Origin of the sequence: Halobacteriovorax sp. CON-3, from assembly GCF_043196995.1 — a bacterium.
Taxonomy (GTDB): Bacteria; Bdellovibrionota; Bacteriovoracia; order Bacteriovoracales; family Bacteriovoracaceae; genus Halobacteriovorax_A.
In genome coordinates, this window is the sequence record NZ_JBEBNA010000001.1 from 2060370 (window position 1) to 2078444 (window position 18075).

Sequence of the window (18075 nt, forward strand, 5' to 3'; positions counted from 1 at the left end):
CCACATGTCTTTTGTAAATTACAATACGAAGGAAATTAATTGTAAGATCGTTTATTACGGGCCAGGTCTTGGTGGTAAGACAACGAATATCCAATATATTTATCAGAAAACTGCTGGTGGAAATAAGGGAGAGATGGTTTCTCTCGACTCAGAAAATGAAAGAACAATCTTCTTTGATTTCTTACCACTTGATCTAGGTGAGATTAGAGGTTTTAAAACTCGCTTTCACTTATATACAGTTCCTGGACAAGTCTTTTACGAATCTTCTCGCAAGTTAATCTTACGCGGAGTTGATGGCGTGATCTTTGTTGCCGATTCTCAACTTGAGAGAATGGAGGCCAATATCGAATCACTTAAAAGCCTTGAAGCAAATCTTACTGAACAAGGTTACGATATTGATCAGATTCCAATTGTATTCCAATGGAATAAGAGAGATCTTCCAAATGTCACACCTGTTGAGGATATGAATCAAACACTTAATGCCGATGAAAGGCCTGCCTTTGATGCAGTAGCTGTTAAGGGTATTGGTGTATTTGAAACTCTTAAAACAATGTCAAAATTAGTACTGATGAATTTAAAGGGCGGCTTAAAAGAGTAGCCCTTTATACTTTAGATAGTGAATATGGGCCTCAATCAAAGCTTCTTGGCAGTAGAAAGAAGATCTTCTTCCAATAAGGTGATGGCCATCTAAAATACCAAGCTTGATGCCCCTTTCAAAATAGTATGGGAATAATGAACTTTCAGTATCAACAACTCCATCATTATCCTTCTTGCTTCTAATAAACATCTTCATAAGAATCATCCAGAGATGACTCTCATACCACTTTGATGAAAATCCTATCGAAGTATAGAAAAGATTTTGGTTAAGTTTGTCGTGGTTATTTCTCATCCAAGGCCTGCGAAAAGTCGAAGAAAGTGACTTCTGCATTTCTTTTGCCAAGATGTCTTTCTTGCCATCAATTAATTGATAAAGCTTTGAGTCCGAAAAATTATGAATAAGATTTAGGGTTTTAATAAATTTCTTATTGAATGAATTAGAGCCTAGAATTGGGGAAGCAATTGTTGAAAGGCCAACAATGGCGTCTTGTTCTTCACTATAATCAGCTAGGTAGTGGAGTGAGTCCAGACCGCCTTTAGAAAAGGCAATCAGCCACAGCTTTTCATTAGGGTGATCGCTTACATATTTCGAAATTTGTTCACGTAGTGACTTTGCATTCTTTAAGCAATTATCAAAGCCATTAACTTCTGGTGTGTAATACTTAATATTATAGTTTGATTTAAGATGTTGGCAGGCGCGCTCAAACGAAGGTGTTGAAAATAACTCATTGAAAACACCTGGAATTAAAACAATTGTAATATCTGTTTTAGGCTCTTCTAAATTAGAAATATAATTTGGATGGTACTTTGCGTACTCTACTTCGTTATAGATGATCTTAAAGATTTCATCATCTGGGAGGTCAATAGGTCTGCGGGCCTTGAGGTCATTAAAGAATCGATAGTTGACCTTATCAAAGTCGAATTTATTGTCGAAGCTTTTAAAATTTGTAAGAGAGTGTATATAGCGAGCTGAAGAAAAGCTGATCCAAGCACTCGATGTGACAAGGTTTCGCATCAGTTTAATGGCATCATTTGGTGAGAGGTTATTCTTAACTAAATTGAATCTTTCAACTAAGTCAGACTTGGTTAATTCTTTAGCAGAGTTTAAAAAAGATTTAGAATAATTCTTTCTCGCGCTATAAGCATTAACACGATTCTTAAAATCTAAAACTTTTGATTCAATATATTTATTTAAAATTAAATCAGTATCTCTCATAGTACTTTTAAATTCCTTGCGCTAGATGTAAAATTTTGGCATTGGTAGTGTATACAAGTCAAATGAATGAAAGATTTTAAAAGTTTGTTCACTTTTTTTTCGTTAAATTTGTAACTGCTAACTACTTATAAAATAAGGTTATTTAATGGTTGAAGAATATAAAGAGCACTATTCCGTCTTAAAGAAAGAATGTCTCGACTATCTTTATTTAGATAGCGAAGAACATGATCAGTTGCTTTTTGCTGACTGTACATTTGGGGCCGGCGGCCATTCTTTGGCAATTGTTAAAAGAGATGAAAAGGCCAAGCTAATTTCATTTGACCAAGATCCTGATGCTTTAAAGAACGGTCGTGTACTAATTAAGAAAAATGGTGTTGAAGATAGACTCTTTTTACACGACTCTAACTTTTGTCACTTCAAAGATATCGTCATGGGAAATCATGCTGATCTTGTGGAAGCAAACGGAGGGCTAAATGGAGTTCTTCTTGATCTAGGAGTTTCTTCTCATCACTTCGATGAAGGCTCACGTGGATTTTCATTTCGTGTTGATGCGCCGCTTGATATGCGTATGGACTACGATAATGACAATATTCAAACGGCCAAGGATATTATTAATCGCTATTCTGCACAGGATCTGGCCAACCTCTTTAGAGATTACGGCGAAGAAAAATATGCATGGAGAATTGCTGAGCGAATTGTTCTTGAGCGTGATAAGAACGGGCCAATTAATACTACTTTCCAATTGGCCGACTTAATTAAAGATTGTTATCCAAAAAAATTACAATTTGGCCGCATTCATCCGGCGACAAAATGCTTCCAAGCACTTCGTATAGAAGTTAATCGCGAGTTGGATGTAATAACTGACGTAATTAATCAGGTGCTACCATTATTAAAGATTGGTGGTAGAATATTAATTATAAGTTTTCATTCTTTAGAAGACAGAATTGTGAAGAAGCTTTTTAAAGATTATGAAAAAAATGGACTTGGTGAGATGCTTTTTGAAAATGAAGTTAAAAAGCCAATTATTCCGAGTGATGAAGAGATTGCTGAAAACTCTCGCTCAAGAAGTGCAAAACTTAGAGTACTTAAGCGTGTTGTAAGTAAGAAGTCGAAAAATAAATACGAGAAATTTTCAAAGATTGAAAATTAATAACAATAGGAGATTGTTAAATGGCCTCAAGGATGAGTCGAACAAAATCTAAGAAGGAAAGTATTGGGAATAAGATCAGGGGAGTAGTTCTTAGTTCACAAGGTTTACCAATTGTTCTTAGTTTAGTTGTGATTACAGTTTTATTCGTACTTTTTAGAATGAAAGGGATTGAGCTGAATTATGAGATCGCAACAGTTAAAAAAGAAGTAGAGAGAATTAAAGTTGAGGGAAAAGAGTTAAAAGCTAAAAAAGCTAGACTTCTATCTGTATCTAATTTGAGAAAGATGGCCCGCAATTATAACTTAGCACAGCCGAAGCAACATCAAATCATTGTTGTTCCAGCTAAGAAGTAAGTGTAGTGAGTGATAATAATTTAAAAAACAGATTAAAAGTTATATACGCAATTTTTACAATTGCTTTTGTTGCAATTCTTGTAAAAGCATTTCGTATTCAAGTTGTTGATCGTGGACATTTATTATCACAATCAAAAAAACAATTCTTTAGAGAAAGAAAGGTCTTTCCCAGACGTGGCCATATTTATGATCGCAATGGAAACCCTCTTGCTATTAATATTAGAACCTACTCAATCTTTACTATTCCAAAGAATATCTCAGATAAGAAAGTTTATGAAAAACTTAAGGCAATCCTTCCTGAGATGGAACTTGATGGAATCGCAAAGAAGGCGCTTGATCGAAATCGTTTTACTTGGATTACTAGAAAGTCGAAACTGACAGAAGAGCAAGTTGCACAGATTAAAAAGCTTAAGGGTATTTATATTGAAGAAATTCCGAAACGTATTTATCCAAATCACGAGCTTGCTGCGCAAACTTTAGGTTTTGTTGGATTGGATAATAATGGACTGGCCGGTATCGAGCATCGTTTCGATAAGGAACTTCGAGGTGAGCCTCAAATTATTAAGTACTTTAAGGATAATAAAGGTCGTCCTGTAAGATACGTTAGCCAAAATATTCCTACAGAAAGAGCAAACGATGTTTATCTTTCAATTGATAAGGAAGTACAAGCTGTTGCTGAAAAGGCCATTAAAGAAGCCGTTGAAAGAGTTGATGCAAAACGTGGCGGTGTTGGTGTTATGGATGCTGAGACCGGTGAAATTATTGCAATGGCTAATTATCCTACATTCGATCCTAATGATGTGGGAGATTCAAAAGGGAGTGATCGTAAGCTTGCCTTTATTAGTGACCCTTTCGAGCCAGGTTCAACTCTTAAAGTCCTAACTCTTGCTTCGGCGCTAGAGAATAAAGTTGTACGACCTGATACTAATTACTACTGTGAGCAAGGCCGTCTAAAAGTTGAAGACCATATTATTAAAGAAGCTGAATCGAGAAAGAAATTTGAGTGGCTTTCTGTTGAAGAGATCCTTATGTACTCTTCAAATATTGGGACAACAAAGATTGCTTTCGATTTAACTTTTCCAAAACTTAAAAAGACACTAAATGATTTCAAGATCGGTGAGAAAACAGGAATTGAGTTACCAGCCGAATCTCGTGGAATCTTTACTGACGATAAGAATGTATCACCACTTTCTTTAAGTAATATTAGCTTTGGGCAAGGTGTTGCAACAACTGGAATTCAGATGCTAGCGGCCTTTGCAGCAATCTCGAATGATGGTGTTTATGTGCAACCTACTATCTTAAAAGTAAATGATCCAAAGAAAGTAAAAGCAAAAAGAGTTATTCCTACAGATGTTGCTAAATCAATTACTGAGATGATGGTCAATACAGTTGAGAGAGGTACAGCAAGGAAAGCAAGAATTCCTTACTTTAAGATTGCTGCTAAAACTTCAACTGCTCAAAGAGCTGATAGTAATGGACGTTATACGGGTTATATTCCAGGATTCCTAGGTTTCCCTGTTGGGGTTAAGAAGAAATTTGTCGTTTACTCTTATGTTGATAAGCCTGCAAGAGGTAAGTCATACTATGGAAATTCAGTTGCAGGGCCTGTTTTTAGAAAAGTGACAGAATACCTTCTCTATAAGAACAAAGAGTTTGAAGGTCTTGCTGAAAACGAGACTTATAAGAATGATATGGCCTTTGACTCTGTAAAAAGAGTTCAGTCTGCAAAACGCTACACTGGTAGAGGTTCTGTTCCAAATTTTGTTGGCCTTGATAAGAAGTCAGCAATGGCCCTTGCTCAAAAGCTAGATATTGATCTAAGCCATATTGGCGTGGGTGTCGTTCTGGAACAAACTCCTGAAGCCGGTAGTAATCGCGATGGCGATGTCGTTGTAAAACTAAAATACGCCCCTCCTACATATGAATAACTTAATCAAAAAATATAAAATTCTTTTGGAAGGTCTTACTGACCTTACGGCAAATCTAGATCAAGCTAAACCGTGTGATATCGCTTTTTATCGTATACATGATAACGAGAAAGCTATTGAGCTATTTCACCAACGTTATCAAAAAGGTCGTGCCGGGCTAGTCATTACGAATCGTGAGGTTGCAGACCTTGATACATTGGTTGTAGACGAGAGTGATTTTTATAAATTACAAGAAGAGTTGGTTGAGGAGCTGTATCCAATTAATCGTGAAGTAAAGTTAATTGGAATAACAGGTACTAACGGAAAGTCGTCTGTTGCTCATCTTTGTCAGCTTATTCTTAATGCTAACAATCTAAGTGCATGTAGTATTGGTACGGTTGGTGTCATTAAAGGTGAGAGTGAAGTGATGGAAAGTCTATCTGCCACAACTCCATCGTTCATTGATTTAAGAAGAATCATATTTAAGTTGAAAGATGTTAATTACTTTTGTTTGGAAGTAAGCTCTCATGCCCTTGAGCAGGAGAGAGTAAAGAAAATGAAATTTGACTCAATTGGGTGGACAAATTTTACTCAAGATCATCTCGACTATCATGGAACGATGGATTCTTACTTTAATGCAAAAGCAAAACTTGCAAATTATAGTGATTCAAACTTTATTATTCCACGTTCTCAAGAAGATGAATTCAAGTCTAAGTTAAGTTGTGACTTGGCCTCTAGTGTAGAAAACATTTATGGTGAGGAGTTTAATCTAAGCTACAATGTCGATAATTTAGAATTAGCATTCGCTCTTTGTGATAGGGCCTCTAGTTTAAAATTAAGTAGAAAAATAAAGCTATCTTTACCTAAAGGAAGATTTAATCTTTTTAGAAAGGGCGATAGTGTATTCATTGTGGATTATGCTCATACTCCAGATGCTATTGTAAATATTTGTCGTGAAACTAAAAAACATTTTGATTCATATGACATTATTACAATCTTTGGTTGTGGTGGTGATCGCGATCGTACAAAGCGTCCAAAGATGCTTTCAGCTGCCCTGGAATTTAGCGATAAGGTTGTTGTAACAAGTGATAATCCAAGAACGGAAGATCCGAATGAGATTATTAAAGATATTCTTGAAGGTAATAAAGAGGCCGTTGATATTATCGTTGATCGCAAGGAAGCTATTCATACTTATGTGAAAGAATATGAACGTCCTACTGCTGTCATTATTGCAGGTAAAGGACACGAAGAATATCAAGATATCAAAGGTGTTAAATACCACTTTAGTGATATTGAAGAAGTAAAGAGTGCATTAGGGGAATTATGTTAATTTCTGATTTAAATAAAGTTTCAGGTCTAGTTAAAAAGGTTGGTAAGGATCTTGATGTTGATATTTTACTATCAACAGATTCTCGTATGCCTGAAGATAAGAATACATTTCTTGCTCTGAAGGGTGAACGATTTGATGCTTATAACTTTATTGAAGATGCGATTAAAAATGGTGCAAAAGCAATTGTCTTAACTCATACAAAAGAAAGAGAAGAGGAGATCCGAACTCTAGCTGAGAAGGATGCAGAGCTTTGTTTCTTTTTAGTTGAAGATAGCCTTACTTTCTTACAAGAAGCAGCTAAGTTTCGAATTGTTGAGTGGAAGAATCGCGGCGGTTTTGTTTTTGGACTTACTGGTTCAAATGGGAAGACAACAACAAAAGAACTACTTTACTCGTTGGCAAAATCCTTTCTTCATGATGCAGTTATTTGTACACATGGTAATTTAAATAATCATATTGGTGTTCCACTAACAATCTTCTCTATTAAGGATGAGCATAAGTTCGCTATTATTGAGATGGGAACTAATCATTTTGGCGAGATTGAAGTACTTTGTGAAATTGCACAACCTGACTACGGCTATATTACAAATATTGGCCATGCCCATACTGAATTTCTAATTGATCTTAATGGTGTTCTAAAAGAAAAGTCTGCACTTTACCGTTGGATCAAAGACCATGGAAAGAAGTTCTTTTTAAATATGGAAGACGAGAAGCTAGCAACTTTAGAAGTTACAGAAAAGATTGTTCCTGTAAGCAAGAATAATGTTTACGAATTTGAAAGTGACTTTATTAAAGAGTCATATAATCGCTGGAATGTTCAAGCTTCATGTTTTGTCTTAGAAAATATTTTCTCATTAAGCTTATTTCACGAGTTAAAAAAACTAAGGCTTCCTGAAAATAAAAGGGCCCAGTGGATTAGTGTTAATGAGTCAAAAATATATTTAGATGCCTACAATGCAAATCCAACTTCAATGAGACTTGCAATTAGAGAGTTTGCTAAACAAGTCCCAGATACAAAGAAAGTTATCTTCATTATTGGTGACATGAATGAGTTAGGCGATAAGACCCAGGAACATCACGAGGGTGTTGCGGAGTTGTTAAATGAGCTAGGTATCAAAAACTCAATTTTCATTGGGCGATTTGCTAATTTTTATCAAAATAAATTTAGCGGTGCGTCCGAAACTTATGTAAATCTTGATGATTTCATCTCAAATTGGCCAACAGTATTAAATTCGTACGATTATATTTTTTTAAAAGCTTCTCGTTCTTTACAACTAGAGAGGCTAATAGATATAACTATGTAATATAATTTAAAAACCAGGTGATTACATGCTGTATCATTTCCTCTATCCCCTAAGGGATGAATTCTTTGCTTTTAATATTTTTAAATACATCACATTTAGAACAGTTGTGGCCTTCTTGCTTGCAACAGTTATCTCAATTATTTGGGGTAAGTACTTTATTGGATTCATGCAGCGTAAGCAGTTTGGCCAAGTAATACGTGATGATGGTCCAGAGTCTCACTTAAAAAAAGCAGGAACACCAACAATGGGTGGTGTTTTTATTTTGGGGACAATCCTATTAACGCTGTTAATAACTGGAAATTTTAATTCGATTCCAGTTCTCATTACCTGTGGTGTAACTGCATCGTACTTTGTGCTCGGCTTTATCGACGACTATGCTAAGATCTCTAAAGGAAATACAAAAGGTGTTTCGGCCAGAGGTAAGCTTGTGTGGCAATTTGCAACAGCTCTAATTGCTGTCTTTGCCATGGTTCATTTCAATGTTATCGACACTCAATTATTTGTACCTTTTGTGAAAGGGCCAGTCTTTAACCTGATGAGCTTCTTTATAATTTTCGGGGCTATCGTTATTGTTGGTTCTAGTAATGCTGTTAACTTAACAGATGGATTAGATGGACTAGCTATTGGTCCAATCATTACATCAGCTGCAACTCTTGGATTTATTGCTTATGCAACTGGTCACAGAGAGATTGCATCATACCTTTTTGTGCCATACGTTGAAAATGTTGGAGAATTAGCTGTCATTGGTGCTGCAATCGTCGGTGCAGGCGTTGGATTTTTGTGGTATAACACATACCCAGCTCAGATTTTTATGGGTGACGTGGGGTCCCTTGCCTTAGGTGGTACACTAGGAACAATGGCCGTACTAACAAGAAGTGAATTACTCTTTGTTATTATTGGTGGTGTTTTTGTTGCCGAGGCTGTTTCGGTGATCTTACAAGTTGCTTCTTACAAAACTCGTAAGAAGAGAATATTTAAGATGGCCCCGATACATCACCACTTCGAGCTATTGGGATGGGCCGAGCCTAAAGTAATTGTTAGATTTTGGATTATAAGTATATTTTTAGCGATTCTAGCGATCGCAACATTAAAAATGAGGTAGAGAATGGAGAGATTTAGAAACAAGAATATCCTAATCGTTGGTATTGGAAAAACTGGTTTCAGACTCATAAATTTCTTTAATCGTCTTGACTGTAATATTCGTGTAACAGATATCAAACCGATTTTTGATCTTAATAAAGCTGTAAAGAAACTACGTAAGATTAAACCTGCAGTTGAAATGACTTTTGGTGAACACTTAGATGACGACTTCATCAATGCTGATGTTGTTGTTTACTCAGGTTCTGTTGATCCAAATATGCCTCAACTAGAACTAGCAAGAAGAGAAGGGAAAGAAGTTTACTCTGAATTCGCTCTTGGAAATAAGCTATGTCGTAAGCCAATCATTGCTGTTTGTGGATCTCACGGTCGTACAACTGTAGCACACATGATTGGATTTACTTTAAGACAAGATGGAAAGAATGTATTTGTTGGTGGAACAAGCGAAAGCCCATTTATCGAATACTCAATGCTTCCTAATAAAGATGAAATTGACTACGTTGTAGTCGAGGTTTCAGCAGTTCAAATGAGACGTCTAACTGACTTCCACCCTAAGATGGTTGTCTTTACAGATATCGCAGACACTTACCCACAAGGACAATTCACGTCGATGGGTGAGTACATGGAAACAAAATTAAGTATCATCAAGACTCTATCTCCTGATGACACTTTAATTGTTAACTTCGACAAGCTTGCAAATAATAGCTTCTTTAGAAATGCAAATTGCCAGACTTACTGGTACTCAAGAAGATCATTCGTTAAGCTTGGTGTAATGGAAGAGATCCAAGGAACACACTTCCACGATCGTCGTATCCATTCAAATATCAACTACCACTCAGAGTTTGTTGTTAAGAAAATGAGAATCATTGGTCAAAATAACCGTGAAAATCTTCTTGCTGCAATCACTGCATGTAAGGCACTAGATCTTTCTGACGAAGCAATTCAAACATGTGTAACGAAATTCCCTGGAATTCCACACAGAATTGAATTCTTAATGGAAAAGAATGGTGTTTCTTTCTATAACGACTCAAAAGCAACAGATATGAGAACACTTGTTGAGACAACTAAGGCGTTTAAAACTCCGGTTATCTTAATTGCTGGTGGGAAAGATATCGAAGATCTTGAGTATGAAGCATTTACTGATGAGCTAATTCAAACAACAAGAATCATCGTTCTTGTTGGTGAAGCAAAAGAAAGAATGAACCGCGCACTTGGGGAGCATCCACAAACTTTCATTGTTGGATCGTTTGAAGAGTCTGTTCTCTTTGCTTATCAAAAGTCGAGAACTGGTGACACGATTATTCTTTCACCAGGTAACCCTGCTACGGACTTCTTTAGAGATTACGAAGAGCGTGGGAATTACTTTAAGAAGTTAGTATATCAACTATAATTACTGAGATGCCCCTTTCATAGGGGCATTTTTTTTATGCCTAATACAGAACAAGTTTTAAGTCATATGATCTCGTCATGAAGGTTCTGTTATTTTTTATTTTTGTTTCTATTTTTTCTACTCAAATTAAAGCTGATCAAGATTATGTGAAAGTCTGTCAAAACCTCGTGGACAAGCGACTTTCAAAATACAATCAATTTCGTTTTAAAAAACAATGCTCACAAATTACGACTAAGTATCAGTTTCAATGTTTAACTGAAGTCTTAGACAATCGCAGAGCGATCTCCCTCGTGGAGTTTAACGCATGCACTTATGTAAAGAGTGCTGAAACTTTGGCGAGCATTCATGAAGTGGCCAAGTACTATCACAGTAGTGTGAATAGCTTTCATGTGACAGTTGCGGCCTTGGTGCAAAATGAAAAAGAGAAGAACTGTGTTTTAAATATAATTCAAAAAGAAGGCTTAGATCCTTTCAATGCCTACACGTGTTTTGATGAAAGAGGAATTGATCCAATTAGGCATTTTGCGCAAATGTATATCAAGTAGCCTGACGCGCAGTTTCCTATATTTCTAATGCATCGAATACAATCTTCATATATGATTAATATATGAACTCTATTGAAAACACGGATCGTTTTGGAAAACTCTTTTTAATTATCACATCAATTATTGTTGGTGTTGGTATCGTCATGGTTTACTCTTCATCCTATATGTTTTCAAAAGAAGTTTACGGAACAAGCCTTCACTTCTTCTCAAGACAAATTCTCTTTGCTTTAATCGGCGTGGGTATGGCCTATGTTGTGGCAAAGACTAAGTATCAGTTTTGGATAAAGTTCTCATTCCACTTAAATCTCGTTGTGGCCTTTCTTTTGGTTTTAACATTTATTCCAGGTTTAGGCGTTGTTGCTAAAGGTGCCAACCGATGGATTAATCTAGGATTCGGTTCATTACAACCGGGAGAGCTTGCAAAGTATACGATACTTATGATGTCACTTTTCTTTTTTGAGAATTATGAAAAGCTAAATCTTAAAAATCGTTTAAAGTATGCGGCCAATATTGGATTAGTTCTCTTGCTCTTACTTTTACAACCTGACTTTGGAACATTCTTTATTTGTGCCCTAGGAATGGGATTCACTTGTTTTATTTCTAATTTTAATCGTAAGTATTTCTATATCATGGGAGTAGTAGGTACAATTCTTTCGTCTCTAATACTCGTTGCTCAACCTTATCGTGTGAAAAGACTGATGTCCTTTTTAGATCCATGGGCAAACCCAAGAGGAAGTGGTTTCCAGGTAATTCAGTCTTGGATTGGTTTTGCAAATGGTGGCTTCTTTGGAAAAGGTATTGGTAATAGTTTAGAAAAATTATTCTTTCTACCAGAGGCCCATAATGATTTCATCTTTTCAGTTATAGGTGAAGAGTTTGGTTTTCTAGGTGTCATTGCATTTGTTGTTCTCTTTATGGCCTTTACTCATATTGGTTTTAAATTAGCACTGTCTTTAAATGACGATATTGCAAAGAAAATGGTCATGTCCATTATCTTCATTATCGGTGTTCAAGCTTGTTTAAATATGGGGGTTGTTCTTGGGCTTCTTCCAACAAAGGGACTTAACCTACCATTCGTTAGCTATGGTGGATCATCACTTATGAGTAATTTAATTGCTATCGGTGTAATCTTCTCTTGTGTGTCACGTCAACGAACGATGTCAGGCCAGAAACCGTTTTTTTCTCAACAATAGCCAATATATGCGCTAAATTTAGAAGAAGTAATCTTGTGAAAAGGAACAAGTATGAATATTAATATTCAAAATATTAGCGTGCATTTTATTGGAATCGGTGGAATTGGGATGAGCGGTATCGCTGAAATTCTACTGAGTCTTGGGTATAAGGTAACTGGTTCAGATATTAGTGAGTCTGCCAATGTTGCTCGTTTAAGAGATTTAGGAGCTGAGGTCTTTATTGGACATAAGCGTGAAAATATAACTGATAAAACGACAGTAGTTGTTTATTCATCTGCAGTAAATGAGTCTAATCCTGAAATGCAGATGGCCCGTGAAAAGCAAATTCCTATTATGAGAAGAGCTGAAATGTTGGCCGAACTTATGAGACTTAAAAGAGGAATCGCAATTGCGGGAACTCACGGTAAGACGACAACAACAAGCTTTCTAGCGACAATCTTACAAGCGAGCAATTACGAACCAACTTATATTATCGGCGGTATCGTTTCTAATCTTGCAGGACATGCAAAGGTTGGTACTGGTGAGTACTTAGTGGCCGAAGCCGATGAGTCCGATGGATCTTTTCTAATGTTAAATCCAATTATGTCGGTTGTAACTAATATCGACCTTGATCATATGGACCATTACGGAAGTGAAGATGTTCTTATGGATAGCTTTGAAGAATTTATTAACAAAGTTCCTTTCTATGGACTCTCTTCACTTAATGCAGATGATGAAAGACTAATGAGTCTTGTTCCACATATTAAAAAACCAATTGTTACTTTTGGAATTGAAAAACCAGCAGATTATCAAGCTGTCGATATTAAAATGTCTGATCTGTGTTCAGAGTTTGACCTTATCGTTGGTCCTGAGAACTTAGGACGCTTTATCATTAATCTTCCTGGTAAGCACAATGTGCAAAATGCTCTTGGGGCAATCTCCATTGCTCATAAAATGGGAGTACCAGTGGATATGATTAGAAGCTCAATTAGAAGCTTTGAAAATGTTGGACGCCGTTTTCAATTACTTTATAAGAATGAAGATGTAGAGATTCTTGATGATTATGGCCATCATCCGACTGAAATAGCTAAGACTTTAAACACATTAAAAGAAATTAGAGATCATAAGAAAATTGCTATTTTTGAACCGCATCGTTTCTCTCGAACAAAAGACTGTTGGAATGAGTTCCTACACTGTTTCAACGACGTTGATGAGTTATATATGTGTCCAATTTATCCAGCTAGTGAAAGCCCTATTCCTGGGATCACTTCAGATAGACTTGTCGAAGATATTAATCGACTTCATCCGGGGCTAGCTAAAACAATTGAACTTAAAGACTTAGATACAATTATTAAGTCTAATAAGAATTCAACAATTATGACATTAGGGGCCGGGTCAATTGGCCGAGTCATTAGAGAATGGGTTTTAGATAACGATCGCAATGAATAAGATTAAAGAGTTATTAGCTAATATTCCAAATATTGAAATCGAAATTGATAAGGATCTATCAAAGTATTCAACAATGAGACTTCAATCTAAGGGGGATTTTATTTCTGTAAAGGATCTTGATGGACTTAAGGACGTTGCAAGAACCCTTACTGAAAATAACCTTAACTACATGGTGTTAGGATTAGGTGCCAATCAACTTTTAAATGAAAGAATTGATCATCCAATAATTAATCTAGACTTTGATTACGATCGTCGTATTTTAAATCATTATCGTGAAAGCTATATTCTCCCAGCTTCTGTGAAGCTTTCAAGCTTAACTTCTCATGCTTCCAAATTTGGTAATATGCGCTGGGAAGTGATAACTGGAATTCCTGCTACCTTAGGTGGAGCAGTTTTCATGAATGCGGGAACGGGCCTTGGTTGGATTAGCGAAATTATAAATAGAGTTTGGTATATTGATAAGGAAGGTAACGAATATCTTCATGAGGCAACAGAGTCTAGCTTTTCATATCGCCAAAACAATTTTTTAAGGCCTGGGGATATTGTTTATCAAGTTGAGCTTGTCTCAAAAGGTCAAGATGAAAACCTTGGTGAGAAAATTCGTAACTACCTCCTAATGAGAAACAAGTCACAACCATTAAAGGAAAAAACTTGTGGAAGTGTCTTTAAAAACATTGTTGGAGATAAGCGAACTTGCACTGCAGGACAATTTATTGATATACTTAATTTGAAAGGGTTACAAGTTGGTGATGTTCGCGTGAGTAATCTTCATGGAAACTTCATGGAGAATTTCGATAAAGCGACGGCCAGCGATGTAAAAGAACTTATAAAAATTGTACAGGAAGAACTTTATCTAAACTATGGTTTAAAGTTTGAGCCTGAAGTCAGGATAGACATTTAATGAAAAAAGCTATTTCAATTATTTCACTTCTTCTTTTGAGTGCTTCTGCATCAGCAGTTTCACAGCCAAATGAGAAGATCAAATATAAGACGGCTTTTGGTAAATGTCCTTCACGTGCTGCTGGAACACTAACTCTTAAGTTAGTAAAAGACTTCGAAAGAAACCGTTCTTTAAGAAGTATGAAGAATCTAGTTGCAGCAGATAAATTAAAAGAAAAACACTTTCTGTCAGACTATACGATTAAGTATAATCCGATGGAAGGAATGCTTAACTTTATCTATGAATGTCCATCTCCATTAATGAAAGTACAAATTTACAAAGAAAATGGAATGGAGTCTTATGAAGCAATTCTTGTTGATAATGGTCAACTATTTGACCCAACATATGAAATTCTACTAAGAACGGAAAAGAAGTTAAATTACTCTCTTCCTTATCTTGCAATCCCTGTTGGGGAAATGGATAAGACAGTTCAAAAAAATATCACACGTATTATCGCAGATCTTGATCTTGTTTTTAGAAAGTTAATTTCTGAAGTTATTATTAGCGATGATAAAGAGTTAACAATGATTCTTTCGATTAAAGGAAAGCCTTCAAGTGTCTTTATGGGCAAAGATGAATGGCCTCTTAAGGTTGAAAAGTTGACTCAAATCATTGGTTATATGAACAAGAAAAAGAAAATCCCATCAGTGATAAATATTACAAATTCCAAAAAAGTTGTTGTCAAGTTCAACGACTAATTCTAAAATTTCATTGTATGCGGTAAAAATTGCCGTTAGATTTCTTTATTAACAGAATGATTCTGTAAGAAAAAACTAGAGAAAGGATTCTCAATGAAAGAAAAAAACATCGTTGTCGGTTTAGACGTTGGTACAACTAAAGTCTGCACAATCGTAGGTATCCAAAACATTTCTAATCAAAACACTGGTAAAGCTGAGCTTGAAATCATTGGTATTGGTACACATCCAAGTCATGGTTTAAAGAAAGGTAGTGTTGTAAATATCGATAAAACAGTTCGCTCAATTCATAACTCTTTAGAAGAGGCAAGACTAATGGCCGGAGTTGATATCCATAGTGCAACTATTGGAATTGCTGGTAGCCATATTTATAGTTTTAATAGCTCAGGTGTTGTTGCTGTTAAAGGTAACGAAATTTCACAAGATGATGTTGATCGTGTACTTGAAGCTGCTAAAGCAGTTGTTATGCCAAGTGATCGTGAAATCATTCACGTTATTGCTCAAGAGTATAAAGTTGATAATACAACTGGGATTAAGAATCCAATTGGAATGTGTGGGACACGTCTTGAGGCCCATGTACATATTGTTACAGGTTCAATCTCACTAATTCAAAACCTTGTTAAGTGTGTTGAGCATACTGGGATTAAAGTAGAGAACGTAACTCTTCAACCGATTGCTTCTTCTGAATCTGTTCTTTCTCCTGAAGAAAAAGAAATGGGAACACTACTTGTTGATATTGGTGGTGGGACTACAGACCTTGCTCTTTGGAAAGATGGGGCCCTCGTTCATACACAAGTTATTCCAGTGGGTGGAAATCATTTCACAAATGATCTTGCTGTTGCACTCAAAATTCCACACGCAGAAGCAGAAAGAATTAAAATTAATCACGGTTCAGTTTTACCTGAACAGGTAAACCAATCAGCTCATATTACAGTACAAGGAATCTCTGGAACTAAGCCAAGAGAAGTACAACTAAATACAGTTGCAAATGTACTTGGAGCAAGAGCTGAAGAGTTATTTGATCTTATTAAAAATATTATTAGAGAAAAGAATCTAGGAGATGACATCAGTGGTGGTGTTGTTCTTACAGGTGGTGGTGCAATGATTAAAGGAATGCCAGATATTGGTGAGTACCTTTTAGAGCGTCCACTTAAGATTGGTTTTCCAATTGCTTTTGGTGGCATGACAAATATTATGCAAAATCCAAAATTTTCTACAGTTTTAGGTCTTCTACTTGAAGCTTCAAAAGGTAAGGAAGTAGACGTAGAAGAGGAAGAAGATATTAATCAAATAGATATTGTAAGTAAATTATCAGGATCTATTAAATCAGTATTTAGAGAAATTTTTTAAATAAGGGGGAACTTATGTTCGAAATTTCTGACAACAACGAATTAAAATTAACTGAAGGCGCGAAGATTCGCGTTGTTGGTGTTGGTGGCGGTGGGTGTAATGCCGTAAACACAATGATTAAGGCCGGTTTAACTGGCGTTGAATATATTGTTGCTAACACTGACTCACAAGCACTTGCAGTTAACCTTGCACCAACTAAAGTACAACTTGGTGTTGAGTTAACAAAAGGTCTTGGAGCTGGGGCAAACCCAGAAGTTGGTCGTAAAGCAGCTCTAGATGAGTATGAAATGCTTAGCCAGGTTCTTGAAGGATCTGACATGGTATTTATCACTGCCGGTATGGGTGGTGGAACAGGTACTGGAGCAGCTCCTGTACTTGCAAAACTTGCACGTGAACTAGGTGCTCTTACTGTTGGTGTTGTTACAAAGCCATTTATCTTCGAAGGTAAGAAGAGAATGAGACAGGCATCAACTGGTATTCAAACTCTTGAGGAGAATGTTGATTCTCTAATCACTATTCCAAACCAAAGACTTCTTCAACTTGCTGGTGAAAGCCTTTCACTTGTTGAAACTTTCATGAAAGCAGATGAAGTACTATTAAACGCTGTAAGAGGTATTTCTGATCTAATCAATACGACAGGTCATATCAATGCTGACTTTGCTGACGTTTCAACTGTTATGTCTAATAAAGGTCTAGCTCTTATGGGTACAGGTCTTTGTTCTGGGCCAGATAGAGCTATTAAAGCTGCTAATGAAGCAATCTCTTCACCACTACTTGAGGATATCTCAATTGATGGTGCAACTGGTATCATCATTAATATCACTGGTGGTTCTTCAATGACTATGCATGAAGTTAATGAAGCAGCTACTTTAATTATGGAAGCAGCAGATGAAGATGCTGAAGTAATCTTTGGATCTGTTGTTGATGATGAACTTGAAGATAATATCAAGGTTACTGTTATTGCAACTGGACTTGGTGGACGTGAAGCTGCTGTTAATGTAGCTCCTCAACAAGAGGTTAGAAGACCTGTTGTTCAAGAAGCTAAACCAGTTTATGCAGCTCCTGCGGCACCAGCTACTCCTGTAGTTGAAGAAAAGCCAGTTTTTGAACAACCAGTAGCACAACCTGCTGTACAACAAGCTGCTTACCATGAAGCTCCTGTTCAATCGAACCCACAAGTCGATGCGATGAGAGAAATTCAAATGGAAGCACAACGTGAGCAACAAGCTCAAGAACTAGTTCAAGAGCCAGTAAGAACTCACTCATTTGATGGAGATAATTCAGAAACTTCTCAAAGACCTAGCTTAACTGATTCAATCAGAGAAGCAGCGTCTCAATACGAAGCATCTAAATCTGAAGTAGATCCTTGGGCAAATGAAAAAGTATTAACAGGTAATAATGCTGCCGCTGAAAAATCAGATCGTCCTAAGTCAATTGCTGAAAAACTTGGTTTTATCAACTTTGATGAAGATGAACTAGATACTCCTTCTTATCTAAGAAAAGAGGAGACTCCACAAACTTCTGGAAATGAAACTTTTCGCCAAGTAGAGCGATAGGATTCCCCCCAAAGTATATTGAT

16 protein-coding genes are annotated in these 18075 nt (G+C 36.3%); 15 read left to right on the forward strand and 1 reads right to left on the reverse strand.

Annotated features, from left to right (window positions below):
• Positions 1–4 precede the first annotated feature (4 nt).
• Positions 5–598: an ATP/GTP-binding protein gene (locus ABMA72_RS09855; protein WP_392861258.1), complete on the forward strand. Its 594-nt coding sequence runs from the start codon at positions 5–7 to the stop codon at positions 596–598.
• Here ABMA72_RS09855 and ABMA72_RS09860 read toward each other — a convergent pair.
• Positions 587–1813, reverse strand: a complete 1227-nt coding sequence (locus ABMA72_RS09860; RefSeq protein ID WP_392861256.1) for an esterase/lipase family protein — start codon at positions 1811–1813, stop codon at positions 587–589. The genes ABMA72_RS09855 and ABMA72_RS09860 overlap by 12 nt on opposite strands.
• A 145-nt stretch (positions 1814–1958) precedes the next feature.
• Here ABMA72_RS09860 and rsmH point away from each other — a divergent pair, with 145 nt between their 5' ends.
• From rsmH to ftsZ, 14 genes are all read left to right on the forward strand, one after another.
• Entirely contained in the window at positions 1959–2963 is a 1005-nt protein-coding gene (rsmH, locus tag ABMA72_RS09865; protein WP_393056993.1) for a 16S rRNA (cytosine(1402)-N(4))-methyltransferase RsmH, read from the forward strand.
• A gap of 20 nt (positions 2964–2983) precedes the next feature.
• The gene (locus ABMA72_RS09870) at positions 2984–3316 is read left to right on the forward strand and encodes a hypothetical protein (protein ID WP_392861253.1); all 333 of its coding nucleotides are present in this window, start codon (positions 2984–2986) and stop codon (positions 3314–3316) included.
• A gap of 5 nt (positions 3317–3321) precedes the next feature.
• Positions 3322–5244 (forward strand): penicillin-binding transpeptidase domain-containing protein, encoded by a 1923-nt coding sequence (locus ABMA72_RS09875; RefSeq protein ID WP_393056995.1) that lies wholly within the window; start codon positions 3322–3324, stop codon positions 5242–5244.
• Positions 5245–5269: 25 nt separating this feature from the next.
• On the forward strand, positions 5270–6553 hold the full coding sequence (locus tag ABMA72_RS09880) for a Mur ligase family protein (RefSeq protein WP_393056997.1): 1284 nt from the start codon (positions 5270–5272) through the stop codon (positions 6551–6553).
• Positions 6547–7857 (forward strand): UDP-N-acetylmuramoyl-tripeptide--D-alanyl-D-alanine ligase, encoded by a 1311-nt coding sequence (gene murF / locus ABMA72_RS09885; protein WP_392861247.1) that lies wholly within the window; start codon positions 6547–6549, stop codon positions 7855–7857. Before ABMA72_RS09880 ends, murF begins: the two co-directional genes overlap by 7 nt.
• Before the next feature lie 25 nt (positions 7858–7882).
• Positions 7883–8959, forward strand: a complete 1077-nt coding sequence (gene mraY, locus ABMA72_RS09890) for a phospho-N-acetylmuramoyl-pentapeptide-transferase (protein WP_392861246.1) — start codon at positions 7883–7885, stop codon at positions 8957–8959.
• Between the two features lie 3 nt (positions 8960–8962).
• Positions 8963–10345: a UDP-N-acetylmuramoyl-L-alanine--D-glutamate ligase gene (gene murD / locus ABMA72_RS09895; protein WP_021267585.1), complete on the forward strand. Its 1383-nt coding sequence runs from the start codon at positions 8963–8965 to the stop codon at positions 10343–10345.
• Positions 10346–10422: 77 nt separating this feature from the next.
• Positions 10423–10890 carry a hypothetical protein gene (locus tag ABMA72_RS09900; protein ID WP_392861244.1) on the forward strand — a complete coding sequence of 156 codons (468 nt, stop codon included), beginning with the start codon at positions 10423–10425 and terminating at the stop codon, positions 10888–10890.
• Positions 10891–10952: 62 nt separating this feature from the next.
• The gene (ftsW, locus tag ABMA72_RS09905) at positions 10953–12083 is read left to right on the forward strand and encodes a putative lipid II flippase FtsW (RefSeq protein ID WP_393056999.1); all 1131 of its coding nucleotides are present in this window, start codon (positions 10953–10955) and stop codon (positions 12081–12083) included.
• Between the two features lie 51 nt (positions 12084–12134).
• Positions 12135–13511, forward strand: coding sequence for a UDP-N-acetylmuramate--L-alanine ligase (gene murC / locus ABMA72_RS09910; RefSeq protein WP_393057001.1), 1377 nt, complete (start codon positions 12135–12137; stop codon positions 13509–13511).
• Positions 13504–14412, forward strand: coding sequence for a UDP-N-acetylmuramate dehydrogenase (gene murB / locus ABMA72_RS09915; protein ID WP_393057003.1), 909 nt, complete (start codon positions 13504–13506; stop codon positions 14410–14412). The genes murC and murB overlap by 8 nt, the downstream gene beginning before the upstream one ends.
• A complete protein-coding gene (locus ABMA72_RS09920) occupies positions 14412–15149 on the forward strand; it encodes a hypothetical protein (RefSeq protein ID WP_392861238.1) in 738 nt (245 codons plus the stop codon). The genes murB and ABMA72_RS09920 overlap by 1 nt, the downstream gene beginning before the upstream one ends.
• A gap of 93 nt (positions 15150–15242) precedes the next feature.
• Complete coding sequence (ftsA, locus tag ABMA72_RS09925; RefSeq protein ID WP_021267553.1) at positions 15243–16496, forward strand: cell division protein FtsA; 1254 nt, start codon at positions 15243–15245, stop codon at positions 16494–16496.
• Positions 16497–16510: 14 nt separating this feature from the next.
• Complete coding sequence (gene ftsZ / locus ABMA72_RS09930) at positions 16511–18052, forward strand: cell division protein FtsZ (protein ID WP_393057005.1); 1542 nt, start codon at positions 16511–16513, stop codon at positions 18050–18052.
• Positions 18053–18075: the final 23 nt, after the last annotated feature.

What these genes read in the sequence shown, in the direction of transcription:
- ABMA72_RS09855 (WP_392861258.1), top strand. Translation starts at nt 5, where the DNA reads ATGTCTTTTGTAAATTACAATACGAAGGAAATTAATTGTAAGATCGTT.
- ABMA72_RS09860 (WP_392861256.1), bottom strand. Translation starts at nt 1,813, where the DNA reads ATGAGAGATACTGATTTAATTTTAAATAAATATATTGAATCAAAAGTT.
- rsmH (WP_393056993.1), top strand. Translation starts at nt 1,959, where the DNA reads ATGGTTGAAGAATATAAAGAGCACTATTCCGTCTTAAAGAAAGAATGT.
- ABMA72_RS09870 (WP_392861253.1), top strand. Translation starts at nt 2,984, where the DNA reads ATGGCCTCAAGGATGAGTCGAACAAAATCTAAGAAGGAAAGTATTGGG.
- murF (WP_392861247.1), top strand. Translation starts at nt 6,547, where the DNA reads ATGTTAATTTCTGATTTAAATAAAGTTTCAGGTCTAGTTAAAAAGGTT.
- mraY (WP_392861246.1), top strand. Translation starts at nt 7,883, where the DNA reads ATGCTGTATCATTTCCTCTATCCCCTAAGGGATGAATTCTTTGCTTTT.
- murD (WP_021267585.1), top strand. Translation starts at nt 8,963, where the DNA reads ATGGAGAGATTTAGAAACAAGAATATCCTAATCGTTGGTATTGGAAAA.
- ABMA72_RS09900 (WP_392861244.1), top strand. Translation starts at nt 10,423, where the DNA reads ATGAAGGTTCTGTTATTTTTTATTTTTGTTTCTATTTTTTCTACTCAA.
- ftsW (WP_393056999.1), top strand. Translation starts at nt 10,953, where the DNA reads ATGAACTCTATTGAAAACACGGATCGTTTTGGAAAACTCTTTTTAATT.
- murC (WP_393057001.1), top strand. Translation starts at nt 12,135, where the DNA reads ATGAATATTAATATTCAAAATATTAGCGTGCATTTTATTGGAATCGGT.
- murB (WP_393057003.1), top strand. Translation starts at nt 13,504, where the DNA reads ATGAATAAGATTAAAGAGTTATTAGCTAATATTCCAAATATTGAAATC.
- ABMA72_RS09920 (WP_392861238.1), top strand. Translation starts at nt 14,412, where the DNA reads ATGAAAAAAGCTATTTCAATTATTTCACTTCTTCTTTTGAGTGCTTCT.
- ftsA (WP_021267553.1), top strand. Translation starts at nt 15,243, where the DNA reads ATGAAAGAAAAAAACATCGTTGTCGGTTTAGACGTTGGTACAACTAAA.
- ftsZ (WP_393057005.1), top strand. Translation starts at nt 16,511, where the DNA reads ATGTTCGAAATTTCTGACAACAACGAATTAAAATTAACTGAAGGCGCG.